The 24,950-nt window shown below is 57.0% G+C and carries 25 protein-coding genes; 20 read left to right on the top strand and 5 right to left on the bottom strand.

All coding sequences use genetic code 11. The features are described 5' to 3' along the window. Positions 1 to 79: 79 nt before the first annotated feature. The 7 genes from ACR0DU_RS00195 to selD are packed head-to-tail and all read left to right on the top strand — an operon-like array spanning position 80 to position 8,175. A complete protein-coding gene (locus ACR0DU_RS00195) occupies positions 80 to 2,950 on the top strand; it encodes a monovalent cation/H+ antiporter subunit A (protein WP_480871799.1) in 2,871 nt (956 codons plus the stop codon). After that, positions 2,950 to 3,309 (top strand): Na+/H+ antiporter subunit C, encoded by a 360-nt coding sequence (locus tag ACR0DU_RS00190; RefSeq protein ID WP_010438934.1) that lies wholly within the window; start codon positions 2,950 to 2,952, stop codon positions 3,307 to 3,309. Before ACR0DU_RS00195 ends, ACR0DU_RS00190 begins: the two co-directional genes overlap by 1 nt. Beyond that, entirely contained in the window at positions 3,306 to 4,853 is a 1,548-nt protein-coding gene (locus tag ACR0DU_RS00185; protein WP_480871797.1) for a monovalent cation/H+ antiporter subunit D, read from the top strand. The genes ACR0DU_RS00190 and ACR0DU_RS00185 overlap by 4 nt, the downstream gene beginning before the upstream one ends. Continuing rightward, positions 4,853 to 5,350 carry a Na+/H+ antiporter subunit E gene (locus ACR0DU_RS00180; protein ID WP_029621724.1) on the top strand — a complete coding sequence of 166 codons (498 nt, stop codon included), beginning with the start codon at positions 4,853 to 4,855 and terminating at the stop codon, positions 5,348 to 5,350. Before ACR0DU_RS00185 ends, ACR0DU_RS00180 begins: the two co-directional genes overlap by 1 nt. Then, positions 5,347 to 5,616 carry a K+/H+ antiporter subunit F gene (locus ACR0DU_RS00175; protein WP_010438928.1) on the top strand — a complete coding sequence of 90 codons (270 nt, stop codon included), beginning with the start codon at positions 5,347 to 5,349 and terminating at the stop codon, positions 5,614 to 5,616. Before ACR0DU_RS00180 ends, ACR0DU_RS00175 begins: the two co-directional genes overlap by 4 nt. Positions 5,617 to 5,623: 7 nt before the next feature. Further along, complete coding sequence (locus tag ACR0DU_RS00170; protein ID WP_010438925.1) at positions 5,624 to 6,010, top strand: Na+/H+ antiporter subunit G; 387 nt, start codon at positions 5,624 to 5,626, stop codon at positions 6,008 to 6,010. 5 nt (positions 6,011 to 6,015) lie between these two features. Further along, on the top strand, positions 6,016 to 8,175 hold the full coding sequence (selD, locus tag ACR0DU_RS00165; protein ID WP_480871795.1) for a selenide, water dikinase SelD: 2,160 nt from the start codon (positions 6,016 to 6,018) through the stop codon (positions 8,173 to 8,175). Here the strand turns inward: selD and mnmH are convergent. After that, a complete protein-coding gene (gene mnmH / locus ACR0DU_RS00160; protein ID WP_480871794.1) occupies positions 8,166 to 9,218 on the bottom strand; it encodes a tRNA 2-selenouridine(34) synthase MnmH in 1,053 nt (350 codons plus the stop codon). The genes selD and mnmH overlap by 10 nt on opposite strands. Positions 9,219 to 9,364: 146 nt before the next feature. On the opposite strand from mnmH, the gene ACR0DU_RS00155 reads away from it, so the two are divergent. Next, entirely contained in the window at positions 9,365 to 11,017 is a 1,653-nt protein-coding gene (locus ACR0DU_RS00155; RefSeq protein ID WP_170779258.1) for a tetratricopeptide repeat-containing sulfotransferase family protein, read from the top strand. A gap of 52 nt (positions 11,018 to 11,069) precedes the next feature. Here the strand turns inward: ACR0DU_RS00155 and ACR0DU_RS00150 are convergent, their stop codons facing one another. After that, entirely contained in the window at positions 11,070 to 12,647 is a 1,578-nt protein-coding gene (locus ACR0DU_RS00150; protein ID WP_480871793.1) for a bifunctional metallophosphatase/5'-nucleotidase, read from the bottom strand. Between the two features lie 109 nt (positions 12,648 to 12,756). On the opposite strand from ACR0DU_RS00150, the gene ACR0DU_RS00145 reads away from it, so the two are divergent. From ACR0DU_RS00145 to arsC, 4 genes are read left to right on the top strand one after another with little or no spacing between them, the layout of a single operon-like run. Next, positions 12,757 to 13,095 carry a DUF952 domain-containing protein gene (locus ACR0DU_RS00145; protein ID WP_010438914.1) on the top strand — a complete coding sequence of 113 codons (339 nt, stop codon included), beginning with the start codon at positions 12,757 to 12,759 and terminating at the stop codon, positions 13,093 to 13,095. Further along, on the top strand, positions 13,092 to 13,523 hold the full coding sequence (locus tag ACR0DU_RS00140) for a DUF1330 domain-containing protein (protein ID WP_480871790.1): 432 nt from the start codon (positions 13,092 to 13,094) through the stop codon (positions 13,521 to 13,523). Before ACR0DU_RS00145 ends, ACR0DU_RS00140 begins: the two co-directional genes overlap by 4 nt. Continuing rightward, positions 13,520 to 14,578 (top strand): quinone-dependent dihydroorotate dehydrogenase, encoded by a 1,059-nt coding sequence (locus ACR0DU_RS00135; protein WP_480871789.1) that lies wholly within the window; start codon positions 13,520 to 13,522, stop codon positions 14,576 to 14,578. The genes ACR0DU_RS00140 and ACR0DU_RS00135 overlap by 4 nt, the downstream gene beginning before the upstream one ends. Beyond that, on the top strand, positions 14,575 to 14,916 hold the full coding sequence (arsC, locus tag ACR0DU_RS00130; RefSeq protein ID WP_319546781.1) for an arsenate reductase (glutaredoxin): 342 nt from the start codon (positions 14,575 to 14,577) through the stop codon (positions 14,914 to 14,916). Before ACR0DU_RS00135 ends, arsC begins: the two co-directional genes overlap by 4 nt. Here arsC and ACR0DU_RS00125 read toward each other — a convergent pair. From ACR0DU_RS00125 to ACR0DU_RS00115, 3 genes are read right to left on the bottom strand one after another with little or no spacing between them, the layout of a single operon-like run. After that, positions 14,913 to 16,229 (bottom strand): MATE family efflux transporter, encoded by a 1,317-nt coding sequence (locus tag ACR0DU_RS00125; protein WP_319547301.1) that lies wholly within the window; start codon positions 16,227 to 16,229, stop codon positions 14,913 to 14,915. The genes arsC and ACR0DU_RS00125 overlap by 4 nt on opposite strands. Positions 16,230 to 16,231: 2 nt before the next feature. Beyond that, positions 16,232 to 16,747: a PaaI family thioesterase gene (locus ACR0DU_RS00120; RefSeq protein WP_010438904.1), complete on the bottom strand. Its 516-nt coding sequence runs from the start codon at positions 16,745 to 16,747 to the stop codon at positions 16,232 to 16,234. Position 16,748: 1 nt separating this feature from the next. Then, complete coding sequence (locus ACR0DU_RS00115; protein ID WP_010438901.1) at positions 16,749 to 17,168, bottom strand: PaaI family thioesterase; 420 nt, start codon at positions 17,166 to 17,168, stop codon at positions 16,749 to 16,751. 117 nt (positions 17,169 to 17,285) lie between these two features. Here ACR0DU_RS00115 and ACR0DU_RS00110 point away from each other — a divergent pair, with 117 nt between their 5' ends. The 8 genes from ACR0DU_RS00110 (at position 17,286) to ACR0DU_RS00075 (ending at position 24,924) form a co-directional block, all read left to right on the top strand. Further along, positions 17,286 to 17,654: a MerR family transcriptional regulator gene (locus tag ACR0DU_RS00110; protein ID WP_170468808.1), complete on the top strand. Its 369-nt coding sequence runs from the start codon at positions 17,286 to 17,288 to the stop codon at positions 17,652 to 17,654. 173 nt (positions 17,655 to 17,827) lie between these two features. Further along, positions 17,828 to 18,229 carry a MerR family transcriptional regulator gene (locus ACR0DU_RS00105; RefSeq protein ID WP_039536426.1) on the top strand — a complete coding sequence of 134 codons (402 nt, stop codon included), beginning with the start codon at positions 17,828 to 17,830 and terminating at the stop codon, positions 18,227 to 18,229. 36 nt (positions 18,230 to 18,265) lie between these two features. Continuing rightward, entirely contained in the window at positions 18,266 to 20,047 is a 1,782-nt protein-coding gene (locus tag ACR0DU_RS00100) for an acyl-CoA dehydrogenase C-terminal domain-containing protein (protein ID WP_480871787.1), read from the top strand. 53 nt (positions 20,048 to 20,100) lie between these two features. Beyond that, a complete protein-coding gene (locus ACR0DU_RS00095) occupies positions 20,101 to 20,313 on the top strand; it encodes a hypothetical protein (protein WP_010438892.1) in 213 nt (70 codons plus the stop codon). Between the two features lie 66 nt (positions 20,314 to 20,379). Next, positions 20,380 to 21,018, top strand: coding sequence for a glutathione S-transferase family protein (locus ACR0DU_RS00090; RefSeq protein ID WP_480871786.1), 639 nt, complete (start codon positions 20,380 to 20,382; stop codon positions 21,016 to 21,018). Between the two features lie 12 nt (positions 21,019 to 21,030). Next, on the top strand, positions 21,031 to 22,242 hold the full coding sequence (locus ACR0DU_RS00085; RefSeq protein WP_170779275.1) for an acetyl-CoA C-acetyltransferase: 1,212 nt from the start codon (positions 21,031 to 21,033) through the stop codon (positions 22,240 to 22,242). Further along, positions 22,242 to 22,730, top strand: a complete 489-nt coding sequence (locus tag ACR0DU_RS00080) for a cupin domain-containing protein (RefSeq protein ID WP_480871785.1) — start codon at positions 22,242 to 22,244, stop codon at positions 22,728 to 22,730. Before ACR0DU_RS00085 ends, ACR0DU_RS00080 begins: the two co-directional genes overlap by 1 nt. Then, entirely contained in the window at positions 22,723 to 24,924 is a 2,202-nt protein-coding gene (locus ACR0DU_RS00075; RefSeq protein ID WP_480871784.1) for a 3-hydroxyacyl-CoA dehydrogenase NAD-binding domain-containing protein, read from the top strand. Before ACR0DU_RS00080 ends, ACR0DU_RS00075 begins: the two co-directional genes overlap by 8 nt. The last annotated feature ends 26 nt before the right edge of the window (positions 24,925 to 24,950 follow it).

Genomic DNA, 24,950 nt, shown 5'->3' with positions numbered 1-24,950 from the left:
CAGCCCAATCTCTGGACAGTTCGGAATTTTTCCCTACAAAATCAGGACTAACTTGACCGCCCAGACCGGAGTATCGCACTTGTCCCTATTCCTTATCGCGGCCCTTCCCTTCCTCGGAGCTGTTTTTCCGGCCCTCTTGATCCGGGCAGGACGAAACGCAGCAGCTTCCGCGGCAGGGCTGACCACATTCCTCGCCCTGATGGGACTATTGATCCATATTCCCAGCGTCATGCGCGGCGAGGTGGTGACTGCGCGATTTGACTGGATACCGGGGCTGGGGCTGAACGCGAATTTCATGCTCGACGGGCTGGGTTTTCTGTTCGCGCTGCTGATCTTAGGGATCGGCTTGCTGATAATCCTGTATGCGCGGTTTTACCTGTCACGCGAAGATCCGATGGGGCAGTTCTATACCTATCTACTGTTGTTTCAGGGCGCGATGGTCGGTATCGTTCTGTCTGATAACATACTACTTATTCTTATTTTTTGGGAACTTACGTCCCTAAGCTCATTCCTTTTGATCGGCTATTGGAGGCATCTGCCCGAAGGGCGGCAAGGTGCCCGGATGGCGCTGGCTGTCACCGGTTCAGGCGGGCTGGCGATGATCGCCGGGATGCTGATCCTGGGCAACATCGTTGGCTCCTACGATCTAAGCGTCATCCTGCAGAACAAAGAACTGATACAGGCGTCGCCCTACTACCTGCCCGCGCTGATCCTGATACTGCTGGGCTGTTTCACCAAGTCGGCACAATTCCCGTTTCATTTCTGGCTACCGCACGCCATGGCTGCACCGACACCAGTTTCAGCCTATCTGCACTCTGCCACGATGGTAAAAGCCGGTCTGTTCTTGATGGCCCGGATGTGGCCGGTTCTGGCTGGGACGGATGCGTGGTTCTACATCGTCGCCACCACCGGGCTGATCACCATGCTTCTGGGTGCAGTGATTGCGCTGTTCAAGGACGATCTCAAGGCACTGCTTGCGTTTTCGACAGTCTCACACCTTGGATTGGTGACCATGCTGCTGGGTTTTGGCACCAAGATCGCGGCTGTGGCAGCGATCTTCCACATCATCAACCACGCTACATTCAAGGCCGCTCTGTTCATGACCGCTGGTATCATTGACCACGAAACCGGCACACGTGACATCAAGCGCCTAGGTGGATTGCGTCACCTGATGCCGATCACCTTCACCATTGGAACCATTGCTGCGCTATCGATGGCTGGCCTGCCTCCGCTGAATGGTTTCTTGTCGAAAGAGATGATGCTGGAAGAGACGGTGCATACAACCTGGCTGAACTCGCATTATCTGGTTCCCGGTTTGGCGCTATTGGCCGCGCTGTTCTCTGCCGCTTATTCCTTCCGCTTTGTCGCGCATGTTTTCCTGGGTGCTGAACGCAAAGATTATCCAGCTCACCCGCATGACCCCCCTATCGGGTTGTGGCTGGCGCCTGCGTTCCTTGTGGTTTTGGTGGTCCTTATTGGCCTCTATTCCGCGGCGATCGTCGGCCCTCTGGTCGCGGTTGTCTCCAGCGCCGTGATTGGTGGTGAGAAGCTGCCCTATTATTCGCTGAAACTGTGGCATGGTTTCACGCCCGCGCTTTACATGTCAGCGGTAGCAACACTGGGTGGTTTGTTCCTGCTGTCCCTGCATCGCAGGGGTGAGCAGATCTGGAATGCCCTGCCCCGCCCCGAGGCCAAGGTGATCTTCGAAGCAGTCATCAACGCGTTGACCCGCCTTAGCCAGTGGATCACGGATGAGCTGCACAACGGCGTGATCAGCCGCTATGCCATCATCCTGATCGCCTTCACGGTCGGCATCGGTTACTACGCCTTTGCAACTGGCACGATAGGCTTAGAAACCAGGGTGCCGCTCCCGGCCCAGATCATTCCCATCATCGGTTGGATTTGCCTTGTCGCGGCGACACTTGCGATCATGTGGTTTCACCGCAACCGCCTGCTCTCGCTGGTGTTGATTGGGGTTGTCGGTCTGATCGTATCCATGGCGTTCAACTATCTCTCGGCCCCCGATCTGGCACTGACGCAGATCTCAGTTGAAGTTGTAACCATGATCCTGTTGTTGCTATCGCTGAACTTCCTGCCCACCGAAACGCCTTGGGACAGCAGCGCCGCACGGCGCTGGCGCGATGCAGCGATTTCGGTTGTGGCCGGGATCGGCTCGGGCGCGTTGATCTACGCGCTGATGATGCGGGATTTCGCCTTTCCGACGATTTCAGATTTCCATCTTGCGAATTCCTACAAAGGCGGTGGCGGCACCAATGTGGTGAACGTAATCCTCGTCGACTTCCGGGGATTTGATACGTTTGGCGAGATCATCGTGCTGGGTATTGCCGCCCTGATCATCTTTGCCCTGACCGAAGCGGTTCTGAGCACCAACGTGCGCGGCTATTTGCTGAACCGCAAACCGCACTGGCCGCAGTCAGGTGACTCGCATCCGCTGATGATGGTTGTCGCCACACGGGTAATGATGCCAATTGCCTTGATGGTTGGTGCCTACATCTTCTTCCGTGGCCATAACCAGCCCGGAGGTGGCTTTATCGCAGGCCTCATCGTCGCCATCGCATATCTGATGCAATACATGGCCAGCGGATACACATGGGCCATCGAACGGCAACGGTTCTACTACCACGGCACGATCGGCTGGGGTGTCCTGATTGCCGCCGCCACCGGTTTAGGCGCGTGGTTTAATGAGCGCCCGTTCCTGACAAGTGATTTCGGTTATATCCACTGGCCACCTCTGGAAGAGTTCGAATGGGCCACTGCAATTCTGTTCGATACCGGAGTGTTCCTCGCCGTATTGGGGGCGGTGATGCTGGCGCTCGACAGCCTGTCGCGGTTCGCCTGGCAGCCGGGCATGGCGCAGGAATTCCCGATGGATATCAATCCGTTGCGAGACAATCCTCCGGAAGATGAAAATGAGAAGGAGCAGGCCTGATGGAAGCGCTCGTAGCCTCTGCCGTAGGTGTGATGACCGCCGCCGGGATTTTCCTGATCCTGCGCCGCCGAACCTTCCCGGTTATTCTGGGCCTGTCTCTGATCACCTATGCCGTGAACGTATTCCTGTTCGCCACAGGACGTTTGGCGCTGGACGCCCCGGCCGTTCTGAACAAATACGAAGATGTGCCCTATACCGATCCGCTGCCGCAAGCGCTGGTTCTGACGGCAATCGTGATCTCGTTCGGTATGACCGCGGTGATCGTGATGATCGCCCTGTCTGCCTATCTGTCCTCGAAGGATGACCATATTGACATGAGTGCGAGCGACAGCGTGGATGCACCGGGAGAAGACGCATGAACCACTGGATCGTTGCGCCGATCGTCCTGCCCGCGATCCTGGCCCCGTTCATCATCATGGTCCTGCGATATCATCTGGATTTGCAACGCATATTCTCGGTCGCGGGGGTAGTCGGGCTGCTGGGGATCGCACTGACCATCACAGCGCAAGCCACAACCGGGGAAATCCAGGTCTATGAGCTGGGCGATTGGCCTGCGCCATTCGGCATCGTGCTGGTATTGGACCGGATGTCGGCCATGATGGTGCTGCTTACTGCGTTGCTGGCCCTGCCCATCGTTCTTTACGCCATCGGATCCGGGTGGGATGATAGGGGCAAGCATTTCCACGCCCTTTTCCATTTCCAGCTCATGGGTGTTTGCGGGGCCTTTCTGACAGGGGACGCCTTTAACCTATTTGTGTTTTTCGAGGTCCTTCTGATCGCTTCGTACGGGCTCATGACACACGGAGGCGGAGCGGTCCGGCTGAAGGCAGGGGTGCAATACGTCACCTACAACCTGCTGGGTTCAACCCTTTTCCTGTTTGCGCTTGGAACTATCTACGCCGTCACCGGCACGCTCAACATGGCTGATCTTGCTGTTCGGGTCGCAGAAATTCCACCCGAGGATACCGCCCTGCTACGGGTTGGGGCCGTTCTGCTGCTGTTGGTGTTCTGTATCAAGGCTGCCGTGCTGCCGCTGCATTTCTGGCTTCCTGCAAGTTATGCCAATGCGCCTCTACCTGTGGCCGCCCTGTTTGCAATCATGACAAAGGTCGGTGCCTACTCTATCCTGCGGGTGTATACTCTGGTCTTCGGGCCGGACGTTGCCGCAACCGAAGGCCTGGTTGGTGCGTGGTTGCAACCTGCAGCATTGGTCACCTTGGCGGTTGGTGCCGTAGGCATTCTGGGCTCACAGCATATCGCACGGATGGTTGCCTTCTGCGCCATTACTTCGATGGGAACATTGCTCATCGCTATCTCACTATTCAGCGAGGTCGCAACGGCGGCAGCCCTATATTACGTCTTCCATTCGACACTGGCGACCGCTTTGCTGTTCCTGGTGGCGGATATGGTGATGGAACGTCGTGGAGGTGCCATCACGCCGACTAAACCGATGCCGCAAACCGGGCTGATCTCGGCCCTCTTCTTTGTTGGTGCCATTGCGATGGCAGGCATGCCCCCACTATCCGGCTTCATCGGTAAATTGCTTGTTCTTGACGCCTCGCGCGGGGCACCGGATGCCAATGCGGTCTGGGCTGTGATCTTGATCGGATCATTCGTGACCATTGTCGGATTGGCCCGTGCCGGCACACTCATTTTCTGGAAGTGCCACGACGTACAGGCAATCCCGCCAACTGAACCAGATTCCGAAGAAGAATCAGTTGCCACCGCAATTGCGCCTGAACCGCACGCAGCCCTTGCGTTTACCTCAGTCTTTGGCGCGGTTCTTGGTCTGGTACTGCTCACACTATTTGCTGGCCCGGCACTGCAGTACACCAGTAAAACCGCAGAACAGTTGTTTACACCCGACAACTACATCTCTGCCGTGTTAGGGAGGGAAGAATGATAAAGCTGCTGCACCGGATTTTCCCCCACCCTCATTTGACCGTTTTGCTGACGCTTGTCTGGATTTTACTGGCGAATTCGCCGTCGCTGAATTCGCTTGTGTTCGGCTTGTTGCTGGGGATCATTATTCCGTTCATCACGCAACCCTATTGGCCTGACCGTCCCAAGCTGCGCAATTGGCCAATGGTCGTGGAATATATGCTGGTCGTGCTGTGGGATATCGTGATCGCAAACATTACTGTCGCCAGGATCATCCTGTTCAAACGGGATGCCGACCGCCAACCCGGATTTGTCTGCGTTCCCCTCGAACTGCGCACGCCCGAAGCGATCACAGTGCTTGCTGGAACTATCACCATGACACCCGGTACCGTTAGCTGTGATCTGTCTGCACAAGGGCACAATCTGCTGGTACACTGCTTGGATGCGCCGAACCCCGAGGAAGTGCGCGACCAGATCAAAAGCCGCTACGAGCGCCGCCTTAAGGAGATTTTCGAATGATCGAATATGCGATATATTTTGCATTCGCCTGTTTCGGAGCGGCGATCATGATGTGCCTTTGGCGGATCATCACTGCAGATGGCGTGGGCACCCGTGTACTGGCGCTGGATACAATGGTAATCAACACCATCGCATTGCTGATACTGTATGGGCTGAGCATCGAAACCGAGATTTTCTTTGAGGCCGCGATGATCATCGCCATGCTGGGCTTTGTCTCGACCGTGGCCTACGCGCGCTTCATGCTGCGCGGCAACATCATCGAGTGAGGGCGGCATGACATTCATCTTCGAACTGCTCATTGCCTTCTTCCTGATCGTCTCGGGCATATTCGGCTTTGTCGGCTCGTTTGGCATGATTAAGCTGAAAGACCCGATGTCGCGATTGCACGCACCAACCAAAGCGACAACGCTGGGTGTGGGAGGTGTACTCCTGGCTTCGATCGCACATTCAGTACTGCTTGAGGGCAAACTTTCACTGCATGAGCTGTTGATTACGCTGTTCCTTTTCCTGACGGCACCGATCACGGCCCTGTTCATTGCCAAATGGCACATTCATCGACATGAAAAGCCCAGTGATTTGCCTGATGCGGGCGAGGATGAGCTTTGGGCCACCCACGCCGTTGAGCAGGTTGAAGACGTCCCGGACCACAGCGCGAACTAGTTACAATGCACACACCACCGCTGCCCCTGACCCGCGATCTGGTTCTGATTGGCGGGGGTCACGCCCATGCGCTACTGCTACGCAAATGGGGGATGAACCCGTTGCCGGGCGCACGTGTTACGGTGATCAATCCCGGCCCGACCGCGCCCTATTCGGGAATGTTGCCAGGCTTTGTTGCTGGCCATTATCAGCGTTGGGAACTTGATATCGATCTGGTCCGCCTCACCCGCTATGCAGGGGCTCGGGTAATATTGGGCACAGTTGAGGGGATCGATCCGGACAGACGTCAAATCCATGTTCCCGGACGCGCGCCGGTGGAGTTTGATGTCGCCTCGGTCAACGTGGGTATCACGTCAGATATGCCTGCCTTGCCTGGGTTTTCTGACCATGCCGTCCCCGCCAAACCCCTTGGCCGCTTCGCCGCACAATGGGAGGAGTATATTTCAGAGCCCGGCCCCGCCTCGGTCGCGGTGATCGGTGGCGGTGTTGCCGGTGCTGAATTGGTCATGGCAATGGCCCATGCCCTGCGCGCCAAGGGGCGCTCGGCAAAGGTCACTTTGATCGATAACGCAACCGCCCTCTCCGCAACAGTTCTAAAAGCCTCAGCAACCATCCGTCAGGCCATGAAGCAACTAGGGATCGAGGTTCTTGAGCACGCTTCCATTCAACAAATTTCAAAGGGGCGAATTGATCTGTCAGACGGTCATCAGGTCGCTGCCGAATTCATCACCGGAGCGGCAGGCGCACGGCCATATGATTGGATTTCCAACAGCGGCCTCGCGCTTCAAGACGGCTTCATCCAGGTGAACGCATTCCTGCAATCCAGCGATCCTACGATCTTTGCCGCCGGTGATTGTGCGCACCTCTCAGATAACCCGCGCCCCAAAGCCGGGGTATACGCGGTGCGAGAGGCACCGATCTTGTATGACAATCTGCGCGCGGCACTCGGTGCCGGGAAGATGAGGCGATATGCCCCTCAAAAGGATTACCTGAAGCTCATCTCGCTCGGCCAAAAATCTGCGCTGGCCGAACGATTGGGAACCTCGTTCAGCGGACCGCTCATGTGGAAGTGGAAGAACCGCATCGATCAGCGTTTCATGAACAGATTTCGTGAACTGCCCCAAATGCCCGCCCCCCCTCTGCCTCGGTATCACACTGCTGGGATGCAAGAGGCACTGGGAGAAAAGCCGATGTGCGGTGGATGCGGTGCCAAAATCGGTCGAAGAGCGCTGCAAACCGCGCTGGCCGAACTGCCGCGGCTTGAAAAGCCTGACATCACTCAGCTGCCCGGCGACGACGCGGCATTGCTGAAGACCGATGCTGTACGACAGGTCATAACTTCGGATCATTTGCGCAGCTTCACCAATGATCCGACCTTGATGACCCGGATTGCCGCCGTTCACGCGCTTGGTGATATATGGGCGATGGGCGCACAGCCACAGGCCGCGACGGCCACAATCATCCTGCCCCGCATGTCCGCTGAACTCCAACAACGTACAATGGCCGAGATCATGCAGGTTGCCAGCACCGTCATGCATCAGGCCGGTGCTGAAATTGTCGGCGGGCACAGTTCGATGGGTGATGAATTGACCATTGGCTTCACGTTGACAGGTCTTTGCGAAGCCGAACCCATCACGCTAGGCGGTGCGAAATCCGGTGATGCCTTGATCCTAACAAAGCCACTGGGCAGCGGTGTGTTGATGGCCGCTGAAATGGCCGGGCAAGCAAAAGGAGATTGGGTCGTATCCGCTTTAGAGCACATGATACAGCCGCAAGGCGAGGCATCCCACATCTTAAGAAGCGCCCACGCGATGACCGATGTCACAGGATTCGGACTGGCAGGTCACCTGCAGGGCATGTGTGAGGCTTCGGGATGTGGCGCGACCCTGTCTCTGGCGCAGATCTCGGTTATGACAGGTGCAGTTGAACTAAGTGATCAGGGCATCCGATCCACAATTTACGCCGATAACCGCTCCATAACCCCTGAACTTCCAACCGGAGGCAAAGCTTGCCTGTTGTTCGACCCCCAAACAGCCGGAGGTCTGTTGGCAGCCGTTGCATCCGAGGAGGCTGAACATCTATGTGCCCAACTGCAGGCCGTCGGCTATCCTGCTGCTCTGATCGGCCACCTGAACACAACACCGGGCCTGCGCGTTCACAACTGATCAAGTATCCTTTCGATCTGTTCCGCTGTCCCTGACAACCCCTTGCCATCAAGTGACGGGGCAACAATCTGGGCGATTACCTCAGCGTGTTGTGCTTTGCGGGATTTGGCGTAAGCCGGATCATAGTGCTGCTCCATCAGTGCCTGAGTCAGAGCCCTTTTATCCCCCGCGTCAATCAAATCCAACCAACCATCGACAACATCATGGCCACGATGAAGCCGCAGCGGTGACAATCGGTCTCGTAGCCTTTCTCTATCTGACAAGATGTCGTCATAGGCCGAAACCAGATACGCCGTGCGCGCTTCGATCGGCGCATTGATCTGAATTCGGAGTGCCGAACACAGGGCAGACCACAGGCTGGGTGGCAAGATCAGGTTTCCGATTTTCGACGATTCCGCCTCAACCACGATGGGCCGCGCCTCGTCCAATTCAACCAGAGCTGCGGTCAAAGCAGATTCAAACGCTTTCTGACTGGGTTGGCCGCCGGGCATTTCGCCCAACAATGATCCTCGGTGATTGGCCAACCCTTCCAGATCAACCACCTGAACACCTAGCGTCCGCAGGTGCGCCAGCAGGTCAGTTTTGGCAGTCCCGGTGTATCCGTCCAGCGCGACCAACCGATAGGGCAGCGCATCATCATAAAGATATTGCTTCACCATCCGGCGGTAGGATCGGTATCCGCCTTCAACCACCTCAGCACGCCAGCCAATCTGTTGCAGCATCCAGCCGAAGGACCCGGATCGCTGACCACCACGCCAGCAATAGACCAAGGGTTTCCAGTCTCCCTCATGGTGGCTAAGTCGGTTCTCAATGTGACCCGCTGCATTGCGAAACACCAGTGCCGCACCCAACTTGCGGGCCAGAAACGGGCTTTGCTGGACATACATGGTGCCAACCTGTGCACGCTCTTCATTGTTCAAAACAGGCAAGTTGATGGCGCCGGGCATGTGATCTTCGGCGAACTCGGCCGGGCTGCGCACGTCGATGATGGTATCAAACTTGTGGCTGTAAAGCTGTGCCAGACTAGAGAATTTCAATGTCATGCCAACGGTCTATCGCGCCTATCGGCAGAAGAAAAGCAAGCGGGCATCAGTGACACCGGAACGCCGCATTGATGAGCCATTGCAATACGCGTGCGCTTGGGTAATGAACTTACTAAATAGATTTCATTCATGGGACCTGCGCTCGAATGGCACAACAGACCCCGAACTCTCTCAAAAGCAAAGCACTAAGTGATCTTGAGGCGGGAAAGCTGCCTCAGGCACTGAAAAAGGCGCAACTGGGCATCAAGAAATTCCCCAAGGATTCAGATTATCAAGCCATTGCTGGTTTTGTGCTGACCGAGATGAAGCGGTACAAGCAAGCCATTCCCCATTTCGCCGAAGCATCGCGCATGAAGCCAGACGATGTGCAATTTGTTGAAAATCTGGCAAATGCGCTGATGCAAACAGGTCAAATCCCGCGCGCGCTTGCGTATGCCGAACAAAAGCTGGCGCGTTTCCCCAACAGCAATGAGCTGGTTCGCGTCATCGACGAAATCCACCTCAAAGGGCATAGCTGGCGCTTGATCATCGATCATGCCACGCAAAAATTAGCGACTGATCCTGATAACGCTGATCTGCTATCATCGCGTGCCCGGGCCTATGGGCAGATCGGCTTTACGCAACAAAGCACCGAAGATATTTCACGCGCCTTTGAGATAGCACCTGAAAAAGAAGACATCGCCATTCGAAAAGCAGTGAACCTGCATCAGGCCGGCGACAAGGACGGGTCAAGGCAGATTTTGCTCTCTGTTCTTGCGGCAAATCCTGTTTCAGCTGCGGCGCTATACCAAATGTCCATGGTAGCGGATGAAAAGCAAGCAGAGGAACTTGCCGACACCATTGAAACCGCGATTTCACAAAGCGATCACGACGATTCATTGCTTGGCTTTGCAAAGGCAAACGTGACTTTGGCACGCAAGGGGTTGCATGTGGCGTTGCCTCTGTTCGCGCGCGCCAATGCGGCACAACATGCGACGAACCCGTATGACTTCGCAATTGAAGAGAAAAAGCAAAGCGAAATTTGCAGCCTGTTCACCGATGATATGTCTTCAATTGGTTCGATGCCTGACGGCGAGCCAAGACCGATTTTTGTGGTGGGGCAGCCCCGGTCGGGCACGACATTGATGGAAATGATGTTGAGTTCCCTACCCGGTGTTGTTGGCTGCGGAGAGCTTATGCTGGGGGCTGATCTCTCAAATTCCTATCTGGATTCGAATACGCCTTTTGACGCGAAAGCCGCCGCAGACTTTGCACAGGAATTTCGCAGACTAATGCCACCGACCCCCAAGGGTACAACTGCATTTGTCGACAAGATGCCTCACAATTATCAGCGGGTTGGATTTTTATTAGCGGCTTTCCCTGAAGCCCGGGTTATCAACATGATCCGCGATCCGCGGGATGTTGGCCTGTCCAAATGGATCAGGCGTTTTCCTGAACCGGGGCTGCGCTATGCGTCTGATCTAAAGGCAATTGCGCATTCGGCCAACCTGTACAGGCGCTATATGGCGCACTGGAACAACATCTTCGGGGACCGTATCCTGTCGGTATCTTACGAAGATCTGGTCGCCGATCCCGAAACTCATAGCAAGAACATTACAGCGTTTTGCGGCATCGGATGGGACGAACAGATGATGCACCCTGAAAGAAATACACAGCAAGTGCGCACTGCCAGTGTCGATCAGGTACGCCAGAGAATCTCGACCCGTTCCATAGGCGGCTGGCGTGATGTCACATACCACATTCAACCTATGTTAGTCGGCTTCGACCAAGCGCTTTGGCCTGAGTACAAGTTCGACTGAACCAAAAAAAGGCCGCCTGTAATGGGCGGCCTCTCCGTTTGTTGTGCTAGCCTTACTTTTGTTTGATACGACCGTCCAGATAGGGCTGGTATGGGGCGTTTTCGGCAAGGTATTCGGCCGTTACATCCGCCAAATCGGGGCCAAAGTCATAAGCGTTCTTGTCATCGCCCGAGAATACGCTGTACCCGTCACCACCGTTGCGGACATAGTTGTTTGTGACAACCAGATATGTCGCCGCCGGATCGATAGGCGCAAAGCCGTCGCCGTTGGCGACCATGACCTCGACAATCCGGCCTTCATTTGGTGCGACCGATGGATCCCAGGTAAAGGTCATGCCCGCCACCTGCGGGAAGCGACCTTTGACCTCTTCAACCTGGCTCACGCCATTCTCAAGCGCATCGATGACACCCTGGCCGCTGATCTCAAAGGTCGAGAGCGTGTTCTGGAACGGCAGAACCGTCAGCACCTCGCCCATGGTCACCTCGCCTGGGTCGATTGAGGCTCGCAGCCCGCCCGAGTTTGCAATCGCAAGCTGGACGCCCTGATCCGCGACCCGCGCCAACATCGCATCCGCAACAAGATTGCCCATCGCGCATTCCTGTACGCGGCAGACCGACCGATCGCCTTCAATCGCGTCTGCAGCCTCGGCCACAACTTTTATACGAATCTCTTCGAGCGGAACGGCCAGCTCAGCGATGCGGTCCAGCGAACTCGGGTCCTCGGTCACGGAATTGTCCATGATCAGCGGCTCACCAACAGCCGCAACGACATTGCCGTCATCGTCGAATGTCACATTGAGTTCGCCCAGGAATTTGCCATAGGCATACGCCTGCACGATCTGCACCCCGTTCACTACGGTCGGATACGGTCCCGCTGCTTTATCGGACGTGTTCGACAAGTAGGTATTCGAATGACCGCCTACAATCACGTCGACACCAGTGGTTTCCTGCGCCACGCGCTGATCCACCCCATAACCCGAATGGCTGAGGACGATGATCTTGTTCACGCCCTCTGCGGTCAATCTGTCCACTTCATCCTGAACCGCAGGCACTGGATCCGAGAAGGTGATATTCGGTCCCGGCGACGCCAGGTCATGTGTGTCTTCCGGCGTCAAACCAATCAGGCCGATCATCTCACCGCCCACCTCAATCACGGTGGATTTCTTGATCTTGTCGGTCAGAAGTTCTTCGTCCGCTATATCGGCATTTGACATCAGAACCGGGAAATCAACCGAATCGACGAAGCCACGTAACACTTCGGGGCCATCGTCAAACTCGTGGTTGCCTACGGTCATCGCGTTATAGCCCAGTTTGTTCATGAACTCAGCGGCGACTTTGCCCTTGTAGTAGGTATAGAACAAAGAGCCCTGAAACTGGTCACCTCCGTCCACGAGAATCGAGTTTTCGGCCCGTCCACGCGCCTCTTCCACCGCGGTCACTAGACGTGCCGAGCCGCCAAAGCACTTACCCTCGGCATTGTCTTCATCACCACAAGCACTGTCGTACTTGTTGATCGGTTCAATGCGCGAGTGAAAGTCATTGGTGTGCAAAATCGTAAGCTTGTATTCGGCAGCCGCCATACCGGCTGTCAGGCCCAATACAGCCACCGAAGTTAAAAATCGGGTGAACATCTCAAAACTCCCTATCGTTGTTTTGTCGTGATCGTGCGCGTTGCGCGGCGAAGAGTCAAAGGGGGAAATCCGGCTTGATTCTACCCGACGCGCAAGGCATCAGACCGATATGCTGATTTACAAGATTTTCCGGGCCGACGAGTGGGCCGACTTGCAGGCACACGGAGCCTCGAACGGGGCTCCGATTGATGTGACAGATGGGTTCGTCCATTTCTCAACCGCCGAACAGGCTGCAGAGACAGCCGCAAAGCACTTCGCTGGTGTCGCGGGGTTAACACTTCTGGCATGTGATGCGGATGCCATGGGCGACGATCTGAAATGGGAGGTCTCGCGCGGCGGTGCGCTGTTTCCTCACCTTTATCGTCAAATTCGAATGTCGGACGTGATTTGGTCGCAAGACCTGCCCTTTGATGGTCAAGCCCACCGGTTCCCGGAGGGGATGGAATGACCCGCTTCATCGACCCGGATCGGGAACAGTTTGAGGCATTCAAAGACCTCAACCGTGACCATCCGATCGAGATGCTCAACCTGGTGAAGTTCCGCGACACAGCACAGTATCCGTCGGATCATCCGCTGGCCAATGCTGGGTTGACCGGAACGCAAGCCTACCGCAACTACGGGGCAGAGACTGCCCCAATCATCGCCCGCATAGGTGCAACGATCCTTTGGCGCGGTACGTTTCAGACTACGCTCATCGGGCCGCAGGATGAAGAATGGGACGAAGTGTTTATCGCCCGTTACCCCACCGCCCGTGCGTTTCTTGAGATGGTGACCGACCCAGCTTATCGCGCTGCCGTGATGCACCGGCAAGCCGCCGTTGAAACCTCGCGCCTGATCCGCTGTGCGCCAACAAAAGGTGGAGCTTCCTTCGGATGAAACTGACTGAGAAACTGGGGCTGGCCGCCCTGCACCGCCTTGACCCTGAAACCGCGCACGGGCTTTCGATCAAGGCCCTGACCTCGGGCCTGGCACCGACGCCCGGGCCGGTCACATCGGATCGGCTTAAAACCCGTGTTGCAGGCCTGGATTTGCCAAACCCCGTTGGACTGGCTGCGGGGTTTGATAAAAATGGTGAGGCGCTGACACCGCTCTCGCGCGCCGGATTCGGGTTTATCGAAGTGGGCGCGGTGACACCCCGCCCACAGCCCGGGAATGCAAAGCCGCGCCTGTTTCGCCTGACCGAAGATCGAGCCGCCATCAACCGCTTCGGGTTCAATAACGAAGGGATGGATGTCATGGCGGGGCGACTGGTTCACCGCCCAAAGGATGCAGTGATCGGGTTGAACCTTGGGGCCAATAAGGACAGTGACGATAGGCCTGGAGACTTCGCCAAAGTGCTTGCCCATTGCGCTGCGCATCTGGACTTTGCCACCGTCAACGTGTCCTCGCCCAATACCGAAAGGCTACGAGATTTGCAGGGCAAAGCGGCGCTAACTGCGCTGCTCAGCGGTGTGATCGAAACCCGAAACGCCCTGCCCCGCCCGATCCCGATCTTCCTGAAAATCGCCCCTGACCTGACCGAGGCCGAATTGCAGGACATCGCCGATGTCGCCGGTGAAACCGGTGTGGACGCGGTGATCGCAACCAACACCACACTGTCGCGCGATGGCCTGCGCAGTGCACACAAGGATCAGGCTGGTGGCCTATCCGGCGCGCCCCTGTTCGAGAAATCGACACGTGTGCTGGCGCAGCTCAGCCAGTTGACCGGCGCAGATATCCCGCTGATCGGGGTTGGCGGCATCAGCTCAGCGGAACAGGCCTATGCCAAGATCTGCGCCGGTGCTTCCGCAGTGCAGTTCTACACGGCGATGGTTTATGGAGGGATTTCTCTGGCCGCTGAAATCGCGCAGGGGTTGGATGACCTGCTGGCACGCGACGGATACACCTCGGTCGCGCAGGCGGTGGGCAGCAAACGAGAGGACTGGCTGTGATCGAATATTGGCACAACCCGCGCTGCTCCAAGTCCCGCGCGGGTTTGGCATTGTTGCAGGAAAACGGTGCACAGCCTGAGGTGCGCAAATATCTTGAAGACGCGCCCTCGGCTGATGAAATCCGGACAGTTCTGGCCAAGCTGAATATCCCGGCAATCAGCATGATGCGCACCGGAGAGAAGACGTTCAAAGAGCTGGGTTTGACCAAGACCTCGCCCGATGAGGTGCTTATTCAGGCCATGGTCGATCACCCAATCCTGATAGAGCGCCCGTTGGCCATCGCGGGCGACAAAGCCGCTATCGGACGCCCGCCGGAAAACCTGCTGGGCTTGCTCTAGGCGATCTGTGCCTCAAGTCGAGGATAGCGCCAACCAAGCGTAAGACCCCGCGCGATGTTCAAGACCATCAGCGCGGCCCAAAGCCCATGATTGCCCATCGTCGGCACCAGCACGAACAACGCCACCACGTATAACGCCACCGACTGGATCATCGCATTGCGCATATCGCGGGTCCAGGTGGCACCGATATAGATACCGTCGAACATCCAGCTTGCCACCCCGATGACCGGTGCCAGAGCAGCCCAGAACAGATATTCGCGTGCCGTCGCCCGAACCTCGGGCGATGTTGACATCAGATCAATCAGCGCCGGCCCTGCCAGATAAAACACCAGCCCTAGCCCGATGGCCCCGCCAACGCCCCATTGCGAAGCCATGACCGATGCGCGCCGGACTTTCCGGCGGTCGCGCGCGCCGACGGCTCCACCGACAAGCGCTTCAGCCGAAAAGGCAAAGCCGTCCAAAGCAAAGGCAGTGATTTCGAGAAACTGCAACAGCACCTGATTGGCCGCCAAATTCACGTCGCCCAAATCGGATCCGACAAACAGAAACGTTGTGAATGCCCCGGTCAACAAAACCGAGCGCACCATAATATCACCGTTTACCTGCATCATCCGACGCAAACGCATTGGGTCAAAAATTCGCGGCCAATCCCGCCACTGGTTGCCGCCAAACGCCTCTCGACACAGCCATAAGCCCAACGCAAGGCCTGTCCATTCGGCGATCAGAGTGGCAATGGCAACGCCTTCGACACCCCATCCAAGGCCAAGCACGAACCATAGATCCAGCACGATATTCAGCCCGTTCATCCATATCTGCAGGATGAATACGCCTCGCGTGCGTTCGACTGCGATCAGCCAGCCTGTCACCGCATAAAGGGCAATCGTGGCCGGAGCGCCCCAGATGCGAATTTCCAGATAGGCGCGCGTCAGAGACTCGACCTCGGCGCTGGCTGGAGACAGTGCAAAAGCCCCAAGGAATACCCAAACTTGTGCAGCGATAAAGACCAAACCGGCCGTTGCGCCCAGCAGCAAGCCGCGCATGAGCAACGCTCCGGTTTCTGCTGTATCGCCCGCACCGCGCGCCTGTGCGGCCAGCCCGGTGGTCCCCATCCGCAGAAAGCCGAAAATCCAGTAGATCGCCGACAGGATCACCGCACCCATGCCCACTGCCCCGATAGGTGCTGCCAGCCCCATCTGACCGACAACGCCGGTATCGACCGCGCCAAGGATCGGCACGGTCGCGTTCGACAGCACGATCGGCATCGCGATTTTCAGGACGCGCCGATGGGTGATGGGCGCGTTGGCCTCCTCCAAGCTCACGGCTTTGTCGGAGGCTGCGGCATTAAGAAATGCCCGGTGCCTTGCGCAAAGAGTTTGGCGTGGTTGTCCTGCCAAGCCTCGACCCGGACAGAAGCATAACGTCGACCCGATCGGTTGATGAATGCGCGTGCATAAGCGTCTCGCGGCAAACCAGACCGCAGGTAATCGACCGTGAAGTCGATGGTTTTGGGAAAGCGGATATTCTCGTCGGTCAAGATATCTTCGGCACCGATCTCACCGCTTTCAATCCTGGGGAACATATGCTCCCAACTCAGCGTGATAACGGCAGTGACTTCCAGGAACGCCGCCGTCACACCGCCGTGGATGGCAGGCAGAAAGGGATTGCCGATCAACTTCTCATCGAAATTCAGTACACCTGTCAGTTCGTCCCCACGCCGGTCGAATGTAATGTTGAGGAACCGAATATACGGCACACCTTCGACCAAAGCGGTCAGAGCGGCATCACGGCGTTGCTTGACTACCTGCATGGGTTCGGGGCGAGGTCTTGCCATCTCAGCGCCCCTCCACGGTGAATGCGCCCGAGGCAGTAGCAACCGGTCGGTCGCTGTCATCATCCGTCGCCGTCGCACGAACAAAGGCCACGTTGCGCGTGATGTGATAGCAGGTCGCCCGCGTCCGGATACTTTGACCGGGCGTCGCGGCCCGCATGTAGTCAATACGAAGATCGATTGTAGCGGTTCCTCCGGGGGCCGATGGGTGGCTCATCACCGCAGCACCACAGCAAGTATCAAGCATGGCAGAAACCGCGCCACCATGGATTACTCCGGTTCTGGGGTCGCCGATTAGTTGCTCGTTGTAGGGCATCGAGATTTCGGCCTCACCCTCTCCGATATGGGTCAAATCAAGCCCCAGGGCTTTTGCATGCGGAATCGCCTCGATGAACTGCCGCGCTAAAACTGTCTTATCGACCATGGGGTTGGGTCCTATCCTTATAGCCGCCCCTTTATGGGCCTGCGTTTACGCCAAGGGCAAGCCCACCTGTTGCGCTTGCCGCAACGACGCCCTAGGTTGCAGCCGAGGAGACCCAGAATGTCCGACACCCGTTTGTCATTCAAAGAGATGTGCGCCGAGTTCGACGTGACCCCGCGCACCCTGCGCTATTACGAGTATATCGAGTTGCTGCAACCGGACCGCGAAGGTCGGTCGCGGTTCTATGGTGCTCGTGAATGCGCAAGAATGAAACTGATCCTACGTGGTCGCAAGTTTGGATTTCCTCTGGAAGAGATTCGCCAGTGGTTGCTGATCTACGAAGATCAGGGCGATCAGGCCCAGATGGCGACCTTCATCGAGATGGCAGATCGACAAATGGAAGAGCTACGTCAGCAACGCGCGCAGTTGGATGAGGCGATGGATGCGTTGCAGCAATTGCGCGATCAGACTGTCGAATTGCTGAAATAGCCCCCTTCCCTTACGGCAACAAAATTGCCGAAACCCCTGTTTACGCGACCGGATGTTACGTCAACTTATTTGTGACGCAGCGTCCGCATTACGTAAACGTCACTTGTGTGTTGTAAAACGCTCATCGACTGCGCAACTCAGGTTGCATGACGCCAGTGATGAGAGTTTGAATCATGACCGAAGATCTGCTGACCATCCGCGAAATGTGCGAGACATATGATGTCACGCCCCGCACATTGCGGTTCTACGAGGCCAAAGAGCTTTTGTTTCCGATCCGCGAGGGCCAAAAACGCCTGTTCACCAAACGGGATCGTGCACGCCTGAAACTGATCCTGCGCGGCAAGCGCTTTGGCTTCAGCCTCGAAGAAATCCGCCAGCTTCTGGACCTGTATCACGTGGGTGACCAACAGCTGACACAGATGTCCCGCACATATGAAATCGCGTGCGAGCGCCTTGCTGACATGGAATCGCGCCGCGAAGAGCTGACACAGGCCATCGACGAGTTGAAAGAGCAGTTGCGCTGGGGCGAGAAGGTGATCGCCTCGATGAAACAGGAAAAGAAGGCGGCTGAATAAACCCGCCTCCGGACATATGAATTAAGGGAGCTTCACATGCCCGTCTACAACGCGCCATCCAAAGACACGCAGTTCATCCTGCACGACGTTTTGAAAATCTCACAGTCGGATATCCCCGGGTATCAAGAGCTGGAAGCCGAGTTTACCGGCGCGGTTCTGGAAGAGGCTGGCAAGGTTGCCTCCAACGTATTGCACCCGCTGAACGTGGTGGGCGACACCGAAGGGTGCCGGTTGGAAAACGGTATTGTGTACACTCCCACAGGTTTCAAAGACGCCTTTGAGCAGATGAAACAAGGCGGCTGGACGGGCCTCGACATGCCGGAAGAGTATGGCGGCCAGAATATGCCCTATGTCATCGGTACAGCGGTGGGTGAGATGTTCTCGGGCGCGAACCAGGCATTTGTGATGTATCAGGGCCTGACCCACGGCGCGGCCTCAGCCATTCTAGCGCACGGCACTGACGAGCAGAAGAACAAGTACCTGCCCAATATGGTCAGCTGCGAATGGACCGGTACCATGAACCTGACGGAACCGCATTGCGGCACCGATCTGGGGCTTATGCGTACCAAAGCCGAACCGCAGGACGACGGCAGCTACAAGATTTCCGGTCAGAAGATCTTTATCTCGGCTGGCGATCACGACATGGCCGACAACATCATCCATCTGGTGCTGGCCAAAATCCCTGGCGGCCCCGAGGGCATCAAAGGCGTATCGCTATTCATCGTCCCCAAATTCATCGTGAACGAAGACGGTTCGCTGGGCGAGCGCAACGGTGTTTCGGTCGGCAAAATCGAAGAGAAGATGGGCATCCACGGCAACTCGACCTGTGTCATGAATTATGACGAGGCAACCGGCTGGCTGCTGGGCGAAGAGCACAAAGGTATGCGCGCCATGTTCACCATGATGAACGAAGCGCGTCTAGGTGTGGGCATGCAAGGCCTGTCTCAGGCCGAAGCGGCCTATCAAAACGCCTTGGAATACGCAAAAGATCGCCTGCAGGGCCGCGATGTAACAGGCGTAAAAAACCCGGACGGCCCCGCCGACCCGCTGATCGTTCACCCCGACATTCGCCGCAACCTGATGGATCAGAAAAGCTTCACCGAGGGTGCACGTGCGTTCATCCTGTGGGGCGCGACGATGATCGACAAGGCGCACCGGGCGGGTGACAAGGATGCAGACGGACTGATCTCGCTGTTGACGCCGGTCATCAAGGGCTTCCTGACTGACGAAGGCTACGACATGACCGTTCAGGCGCAGCAAGTCTATGGCGGCCATGGCTACATTGAAGAATGGGGCATGTCGCAATACACCCGCGATGCCCGGATTGCGATGATCTACGAAGGTGCAAATGGCGTTCAAGCGCTGGATCTTGTGGGTCGGAAGCTGGCCCAGGACGGCGGCAAGCATGTCATGGCCTTCTTCGAGATGGTCAAAAGCTTCTGCAAGGAGAACGGTGGCAAGGACGAAGCTTATGATAAAGCCTTCATCGAACCACTGAAGGCCGCTTCCAAGGACCTGCAGGCCGCCGGCATGTATTTCATGCAGGAAGGTATGAAGAATCCAAACAACGCTCTGTCCGGGTCATACGACTTCATGCACATGTTCGGCCATGTCTGCCTGGGCCTGATGTGGGCGCAGATGGCAAAGGCCGCTCAAGACGCGTTGGACGGCGGTGCCTCGGACAAAGAGTTCTACGAGACCAAGATCAATACCGGTCGCTTCTATATGGCCCGCCGCCTGCCCGCGACAGCCATGCATCTGGCCCGCATCCAGACCGGAGCAGACACGGTAATGGCACTGGACGCGGCGAACTTCTGATCTCAGTGTGGGCTCGGTTAAAGCAACCCGAGCCCACCAACGGAGGAGACAAGATGCCAAAACGCTTTCGCCTGACCCGCCGATTTCCGGTCGCGATGACCGAGGACGGCTACCGTAAGCTCCGCGGTTTCGCACGAGAGGCGGGATTGGATGAAGGTGAGGCTTTGTCGTTCCTTTTTGAGAATTTCAACAGCGTGATCGATCACGAAAACCTGACGCATAGGCTGCGCATATTTAATTCAGAGCTGGAAGCTCGAAAACGTTAAAACTTCGTGCTGGCCACTGAAGGTAGCACAGAAAACATATCTTTATGCCTTGGGAGGGGCGCGCTCATGACCATTCAACTGTATTGCTTTGGTGAAAGCGGAAACAGCTACAAAGCCGCGCTTGCGTTGGAAATGTCCGGTCTGGACTGGGAGCCGGTCTTTGTTGATTTCTTCGGGGGTGTGACGCGCACCCCTGAATTTCGGGCAGAAGTGAATGAGATGGGTGAAGCCCCCGTGATGGTGGACGGTGATTTTCGCACCAGTCAGTCCGGCGCGATTCAGGCTTATGTGACGGAAAAATCCGGAAAATTCGGCGGCAAAGATCGTGATGAAAATTACGAGATCTTCAGATGGGTTCTGTGGGACAACCACAAGCTTAGCTCGATGGCCGGGCTGACCCGTTTCCTGATCAACTTCTTGCCCGAAAAGCACCGCAACCCGGATGTTATCGCGTTCAATCAGGGTCGCCTCAAGGCAGCTTATCAGACGCTGAACGCCCATCTTGACGGCCGTGACTGGATCGTTGGCAACGGCGTGACCAATGCTGACATCAGCTGCTGCGGCTACCTCTATTACCCCGAACCATTCGGCTTTGATCGCGCCGACTGGCCCAATATTGACGCCTGGCTGACGCGCCTCAGCGAACAGCCCGGCTGGAAACACCCCTACGACCTGATGCCCGGCAACCCGTCGGATCGAGCTTAAGGAGAAGACCCCATGACCGAAGCCTATATCTATGACGCCCTGCGCACGCCGCGCGGCAAGGGCCGCAAGGATGGCAGTCTGCACGAGGTAACCTCGGTGCGTCTGTCGGCCCTGACCCTGAACGCAATGAAAGAGCGCAACAATCTGGAAGGTCACGCCGTCGAGGATGTGATCTGGGGCAACGTCACGCAGGTGATGGAGCAAGGCGGCTGCCTGGCACGCTCAGCAGTTCTGGCTTCGGATCTGGATGAATCGATCCCCGGCCTGGCGATCAACCGTTTCTGTGCCTCGGGCATGGAGGCCGTGAACTTGGCCGCAAATCAGGTCAAAGGCGGCGCAGGTGAAGCCTATATCGCAGGCGGTGTCGAGATGATGGGCCGGGTGGCCATGGGCAGCGATGGTGCGGCGATTGCCGTTGACCCTTCTTTGGCGATGGAAACCTATTTTGTGCCGCAAGGTATCTCGGCCGACATTATCGCAACCGAATATGGGTTCAGCCGCGACGATGCGGATGCGCTGGCCGTTGAATCTCAGAAACGCGCGGCTGCTGCGTGGGAAGACAACCGCTTTGATAAGTCGGTGATCTCGATCAAGGATCAGAACGGCCTGACCATTCTGGACCACGATGAGTACATGCGCCCCGGCACAGACATGCAGAGCCTCGGCGCGCTGAACCCATCCTTCCAGATGATGGGCGAGCAAATGCCGGGCTTCGACAAGGTTGCGATGATCAAGTACCCGCATCTTGAGCGCATCAATCACATCCACCACGCCGGCAACAGCTCGGGCATCGTGGATGGAGCGGCGGCTGTACTGATCGGCAACAAGGAGTTCGGCGAGAAATACGGCCTGAAGCCGCGCGCGCGCATCAAGGCGACCGCAAAAATCGGCACCGACCCGACCATCATGCTGACCGGCCCGGTTCCTGTGACCGAGAAGATTCTGGCCGACAATGGCATGAAGATCGGCGATCTGGACCTGTTTGAGGTGAACGAAGCCTTCGCCTCGGTCGTGCTGCGCTTCCAGCAGGCGTTCGACGTCGATCCGGCGCTGGTTAACGTCAACGGCGGCTCGATCGCGATGGGTCACCCGCTGGGCGCGACTGGTGCGATGATCATCGGAACCCTGCTGGATGAGTTGGAGCGTCAGGACAAGGAAACCGGTCTGGCCACACTCTGCATCGCGTCCGGCATGGGTGCGGCAACCATTATCGAGCGTGTCTGATGCCCAAAATTGATCTTTCCAAAATACCGTTTCGGAACGGTTCGGGCTATCCCGGCAAACTGGCAAGAGCGGGCGATGACCGCTACGTCCAACCCTTGGGCGATGCGAACGGTTTGACGCAATTTGGGGTCAACATCGTACGTCTGGAACCGAACGGCCTGTCCTCGCTGCGCCACTACCACATGGAGCAGGACGAGTTTGCAATCATGCTCAGCGGCAAATGTGTGCTGATCGATGATGATGGCGAGCATGAGATGCTGCCCGGTGACTGCGCCGCCTGGCCTGCAGGTGACGCCAATGGCCATCACCTTGTGAACAAAACCGACGCGCCCGCATCCTTTCTGGTGGTGGGTACACGGACCCCGACCGAGACCGGCTATTACAGCGACATAGACATGATGGTGAAGTTCGAGGGCGACGACTTTCGCTTTACCCGCAAAGACGGCGGCCCGCTGACGGCTGACCAGATTGGAGATGACAATGACTGATTTCACCCTCAGCAAAGACGCCGACGGCGTTGCCTTCATCACCTGGGACGTTCCGGGTAAATCCATGAATGTCCTAAGCCGCGAGGCTTTCACTTTGGTCGGCGAACTGATCGATCAGGCGCTGGCAGATGATGAGATCAAAGGGATTGTTATCACCAGCGGCAAGGAAGGGTCGTTTGCGGGCGGCATGGATCTGAGCACCCTCGCCACGATCCGTCAGGAAGCCGGAGACGAGCCGGCTCAGGCTTTGTTCGACTTTGTCATGAGCGGCCACAACATCCTGCGTCGGTTGGAGCTGGCGGGCATGGACCCCAAATCCAAAAAGGGCGGCAAACCAGTGGCTTGCGCCATCAACGGCACCTGTGCCGGGATCGGGACCGAGATCGCATTAGCCTGCCATCACCGGGTAATGACCAACAATCCAAAGGCTAAGATCGGCCTGCCCGAGATTTTGCTCGGCATCTTCCCCGGCGGCGGCGGCACCATGCGCTACAGCCGGATGGTTGGTGCAATGGCGGCAGCTCCGGTGCTGCTGGAAGGTAAGATGATGGACTCGAAGAAGGCCAAAGGCGCGCAACTGATCGACGCCGTGGCGGACGATCCGGTTGCCGCGGCCAAGGAATGGGTTCTGAACGCCAAGGATTCCGATCTGGTCAAACCATGGGATGCGAAAGGCTACAAAATGCCCGGCGGCGCACCCTACCACCCAGCTGGCTTCATGACGTTCGTCGGCGCAAGCGCGATGGTGAATGGCAAGACACAAGGTGCATTCCCGGCGGCCAAGGCTCTGTTGAGTTCCATCTACGAAGGCGCGCTGGTTGACTTCGACACCGCCCTGAAGATCGAAGCCCGTTGGTTCACCAACGTGCTGATGAACCCTTCGTCTTCGGCGATGATCCGCTCGCTGTTCCTGAACAAGGAGGCGCTAGAAAAAGGCGCTGTGCGGCCCAAGGATGTGCCCGATCAGCGGGTCAAGAAGATCGGTGTTCTGGGTGCTGGCATGATGGGCGCAGGCATTGCTCTGGTCTCGGCTCAAGCGGGCATGGAAGTTGTTCTGATCGACCGTGATCAGGAAGCAGCCGACAAAGGCAAAGCCTATTCCGAGGCCTATTTGGACAAGGGTATCAAGCGCGGCAAGGTTACGGCTGAGAAGAAAGAGGCCATGCTGGGCCAGATCACCGCGACGCCGGATTTGGAACACCTCAAAGGCTGCGATCTGATCATCGAGGCCGTGTTCGAAGACCCGAGTGTAAAGGCCGAGATGACCAAACGCGTCGAAGCGATCATCCCCGAAGATTGCATCTTTGCCTCGAACACTTCGACCCTGCCGATCACCGATCTGGCCAAGGCGAGTGTGCGGCCTGAGCAGTTCATCGGCATCCACTTCTTCTCACCAGTTGAGAAGATGTTCCTAGTTGAGATCATCAAGGGCAAGGAAACTGGCGATCGGGCAGTGGCAAAAGCACTGGATTACGTGCGTCAGATCCGCAAAACGCCGATCGTGGTCAATGACGCACGCTTCTTCTACGCCAACCGCTGCATCATCCCCTATATCAACGAGGGTGCTCGGATGATCACCGAGGGCGTCAGTCCGATCTTGATAGACAATGCCGCGCGGCAGTTGGGTTTCCCGGTAGGACCGATCCAGTTGACGGACGAAACCTCAATCGATCTCGGGGCCAAGATAGCACGGGCAACGAAAGCAGCGATGGGCGATGCCTATCCTGATAGCCCCTCGGACGATCTGATCTTCTGGATGGAGGAACAGGGGCGTCTGGGCCGCAAGGCCAATGCCGGATTCTTCGACTATGACGACAAGGGTAAACGCGTCGAATACTGGAAGGGTTTGCAGGACAAATACCCGCTGGCTGCCGAACAACCCGACCTGATCGAAGTGCAGGAACGCCTGATGTTCGCGCAGGTTTTGGAAGCGGTTCGTGCGTTGGAAGAAGGTGTTCTTGAGGACATCCGCGAAGGCGACGTGGGTGCAATCCTTGGATGGGGTTTTGCCCCTTGGTCGGGTGGTCCGCTCAGTTGGCTGGACATCATCGGCACGCCCTATGCGTCTGAGCGTTGCGACCAACTGACCGAGGCCTATGGCGAGCGTTTTGCGTGCCCACCGCTCCTGCGCGAAATGGCCGAGAAAGGTCAGAATTTCTATGGTCGCTTCAACCCAGAGGCCGAAGCTGCCTGATATTGAACTGCTGGCGCAATCTGTTT

It is taken from the genome of Ruegeria sp. G2 (genome assembly GCF_056533505.1).
This window is presented reverse-complemented; position numbering and strand designations above follow the sequence as displayed.

Excerpts from the sequence above, each read along its gene's own strand:
- selD (WP_480871795.1), top strand. The coding sequence starts at position 6,016 with ATGCACACACCACCGCTGCCCCTGACCCGCGATCTGGTTCTGATTGGC.
- ACR0DU_RS00095 (WP_010438892.1), top strand. The coding sequence starts at position 20,101 with ATGCCAAAACGCTTTCGCCTGACCCGCCGATTTCCGGTCGCGATGACC.
- ACR0DU_RS00080 (WP_480871785.1), top strand. The coding sequence starts at position 22,242 with ATGCCCAAAATTGATCTTTCCAAAATACCGTTTCGGAACGGTTCGGGC.
- ACR0DU_RS00115 (WP_010438901.1), bottom strand. The coding sequence starts at position 17,168 with ATGGTCGATAAGACAGTTTTAGCGCGGCAGTTCATCGAGGCGATTCCG.
- ACR0DU_RS00170 (WP_010438925.1), top strand. The coding sequence starts at position 5,624 with ATGACATTCATCTTCGAACTGCTCATTGCCTTCTTCCTGATCGTCTCG.
- ACR0DU_RS00135 (WP_480871789.1), top strand. The coding sequence starts at position 13,520 with ATGAAACTGACTGAGAAACTGGGGCTGGCCGCCCTGCACCGCCTTGAC.
- ACR0DU_RS00145 (WP_010438914.1), top strand. The coding sequence starts at position 12,757 with ATGCTGATTTACAAGATTTTCCGGGCCGACGAGTGGGCCGACTTGCAG.
- ACR0DU_RS00110 (WP_170468808.1), top strand. The coding sequence starts at position 17,286 with ATGTCCGACACCCGTTTGTCATTCAAAGAGATGTGCGCCGAGTTCGAC.
- ACR0DU_RS00175 (WP_010438928.1), top strand. The coding sequence starts at position 5,347 with ATGATCGAATATGCGATATATTTTGCATTCGCCTGTTTCGGAGCGGCG.
- ACR0DU_RS00190 (WP_010438934.1), top strand. The coding sequence starts at position 2,950 with ATGGAAGCGCTCGTAGCCTCTGCCGTAGGTGTGATGACCGCCGCCGGG.
- ACR0DU_RS00105 (WP_039536426.1), top strand. The coding sequence starts at position 17,828 with ATGACCGAAGATCTGCTGACCATCCGCGAAATGTGCGAGACATATGAT.
- ACR0DU_RS00090 (WP_480871786.1), top strand. The coding sequence starts at position 20,380 with ATGACCATTCAACTGTATTGCTTTGGTGAAAGCGGAAACAGCTACAAA.
- ACR0DU_RS00120 (WP_010438904.1), bottom strand. The coding sequence starts at position 16,747 with ATGGCAAGACCTCGCCCCGAACCCATGCAGGTAGTCAAGCAACGCCGT.
- ACR0DU_RS00100 (WP_480871787.1), top strand. The coding sequence starts at position 18,266 with ATGCCCGTCTACAACGCGCCATCCAAAGACACGCAGTTCATCCTGCAC.
- ACR0DU_RS00155 (WP_170779258.1), top strand. The coding sequence starts at position 9,365 with ATGGCACAACAGACCCCGAACTCTCTCAAAAGCAAAGCACTAAGTGAT.
- ACR0DU_RS00140 (WP_480871790.1), top strand. The coding sequence starts at position 13,092 with ATGACCCGCTTCATCGACCCGGATCGGGAACAGTTTGAGGCATTCAAA.
- ACR0DU_RS00075 (WP_480871784.1), top strand. The coding sequence starts at position 22,723 with ATGACTGATTTCACCCTCAGCAAAGACGCCGACGGCGTTGCCTTCATC.
- mnmH (WP_480871794.1), bottom strand. The coding sequence starts at position 9,218 with ATGACATTGAAATTCTCTAGTCTGGCACAGCTTTACAGCCACAAGTTT.
- ACR0DU_RS00085 (WP_170779275.1), top strand. The coding sequence starts at position 21,031 with ATGACCGAAGCCTATATCTATGACGCCCTGCGCACGCCGCGCGGCAAG.
- ACR0DU_RS00150 (WP_480871793.1), bottom strand. The coding sequence starts at position 12,647 with ATGTTCACCCGATTTTTAACTTCGGTGGCTGTATTGGGCCTGACAGCC.
- ACR0DU_RS00185 (WP_480871797.1), top strand. The coding sequence starts at position 3,306 with ATGAACCACTGGATCGTTGCGCCGATCGTCCTGCCCGCGATCCTGGCC.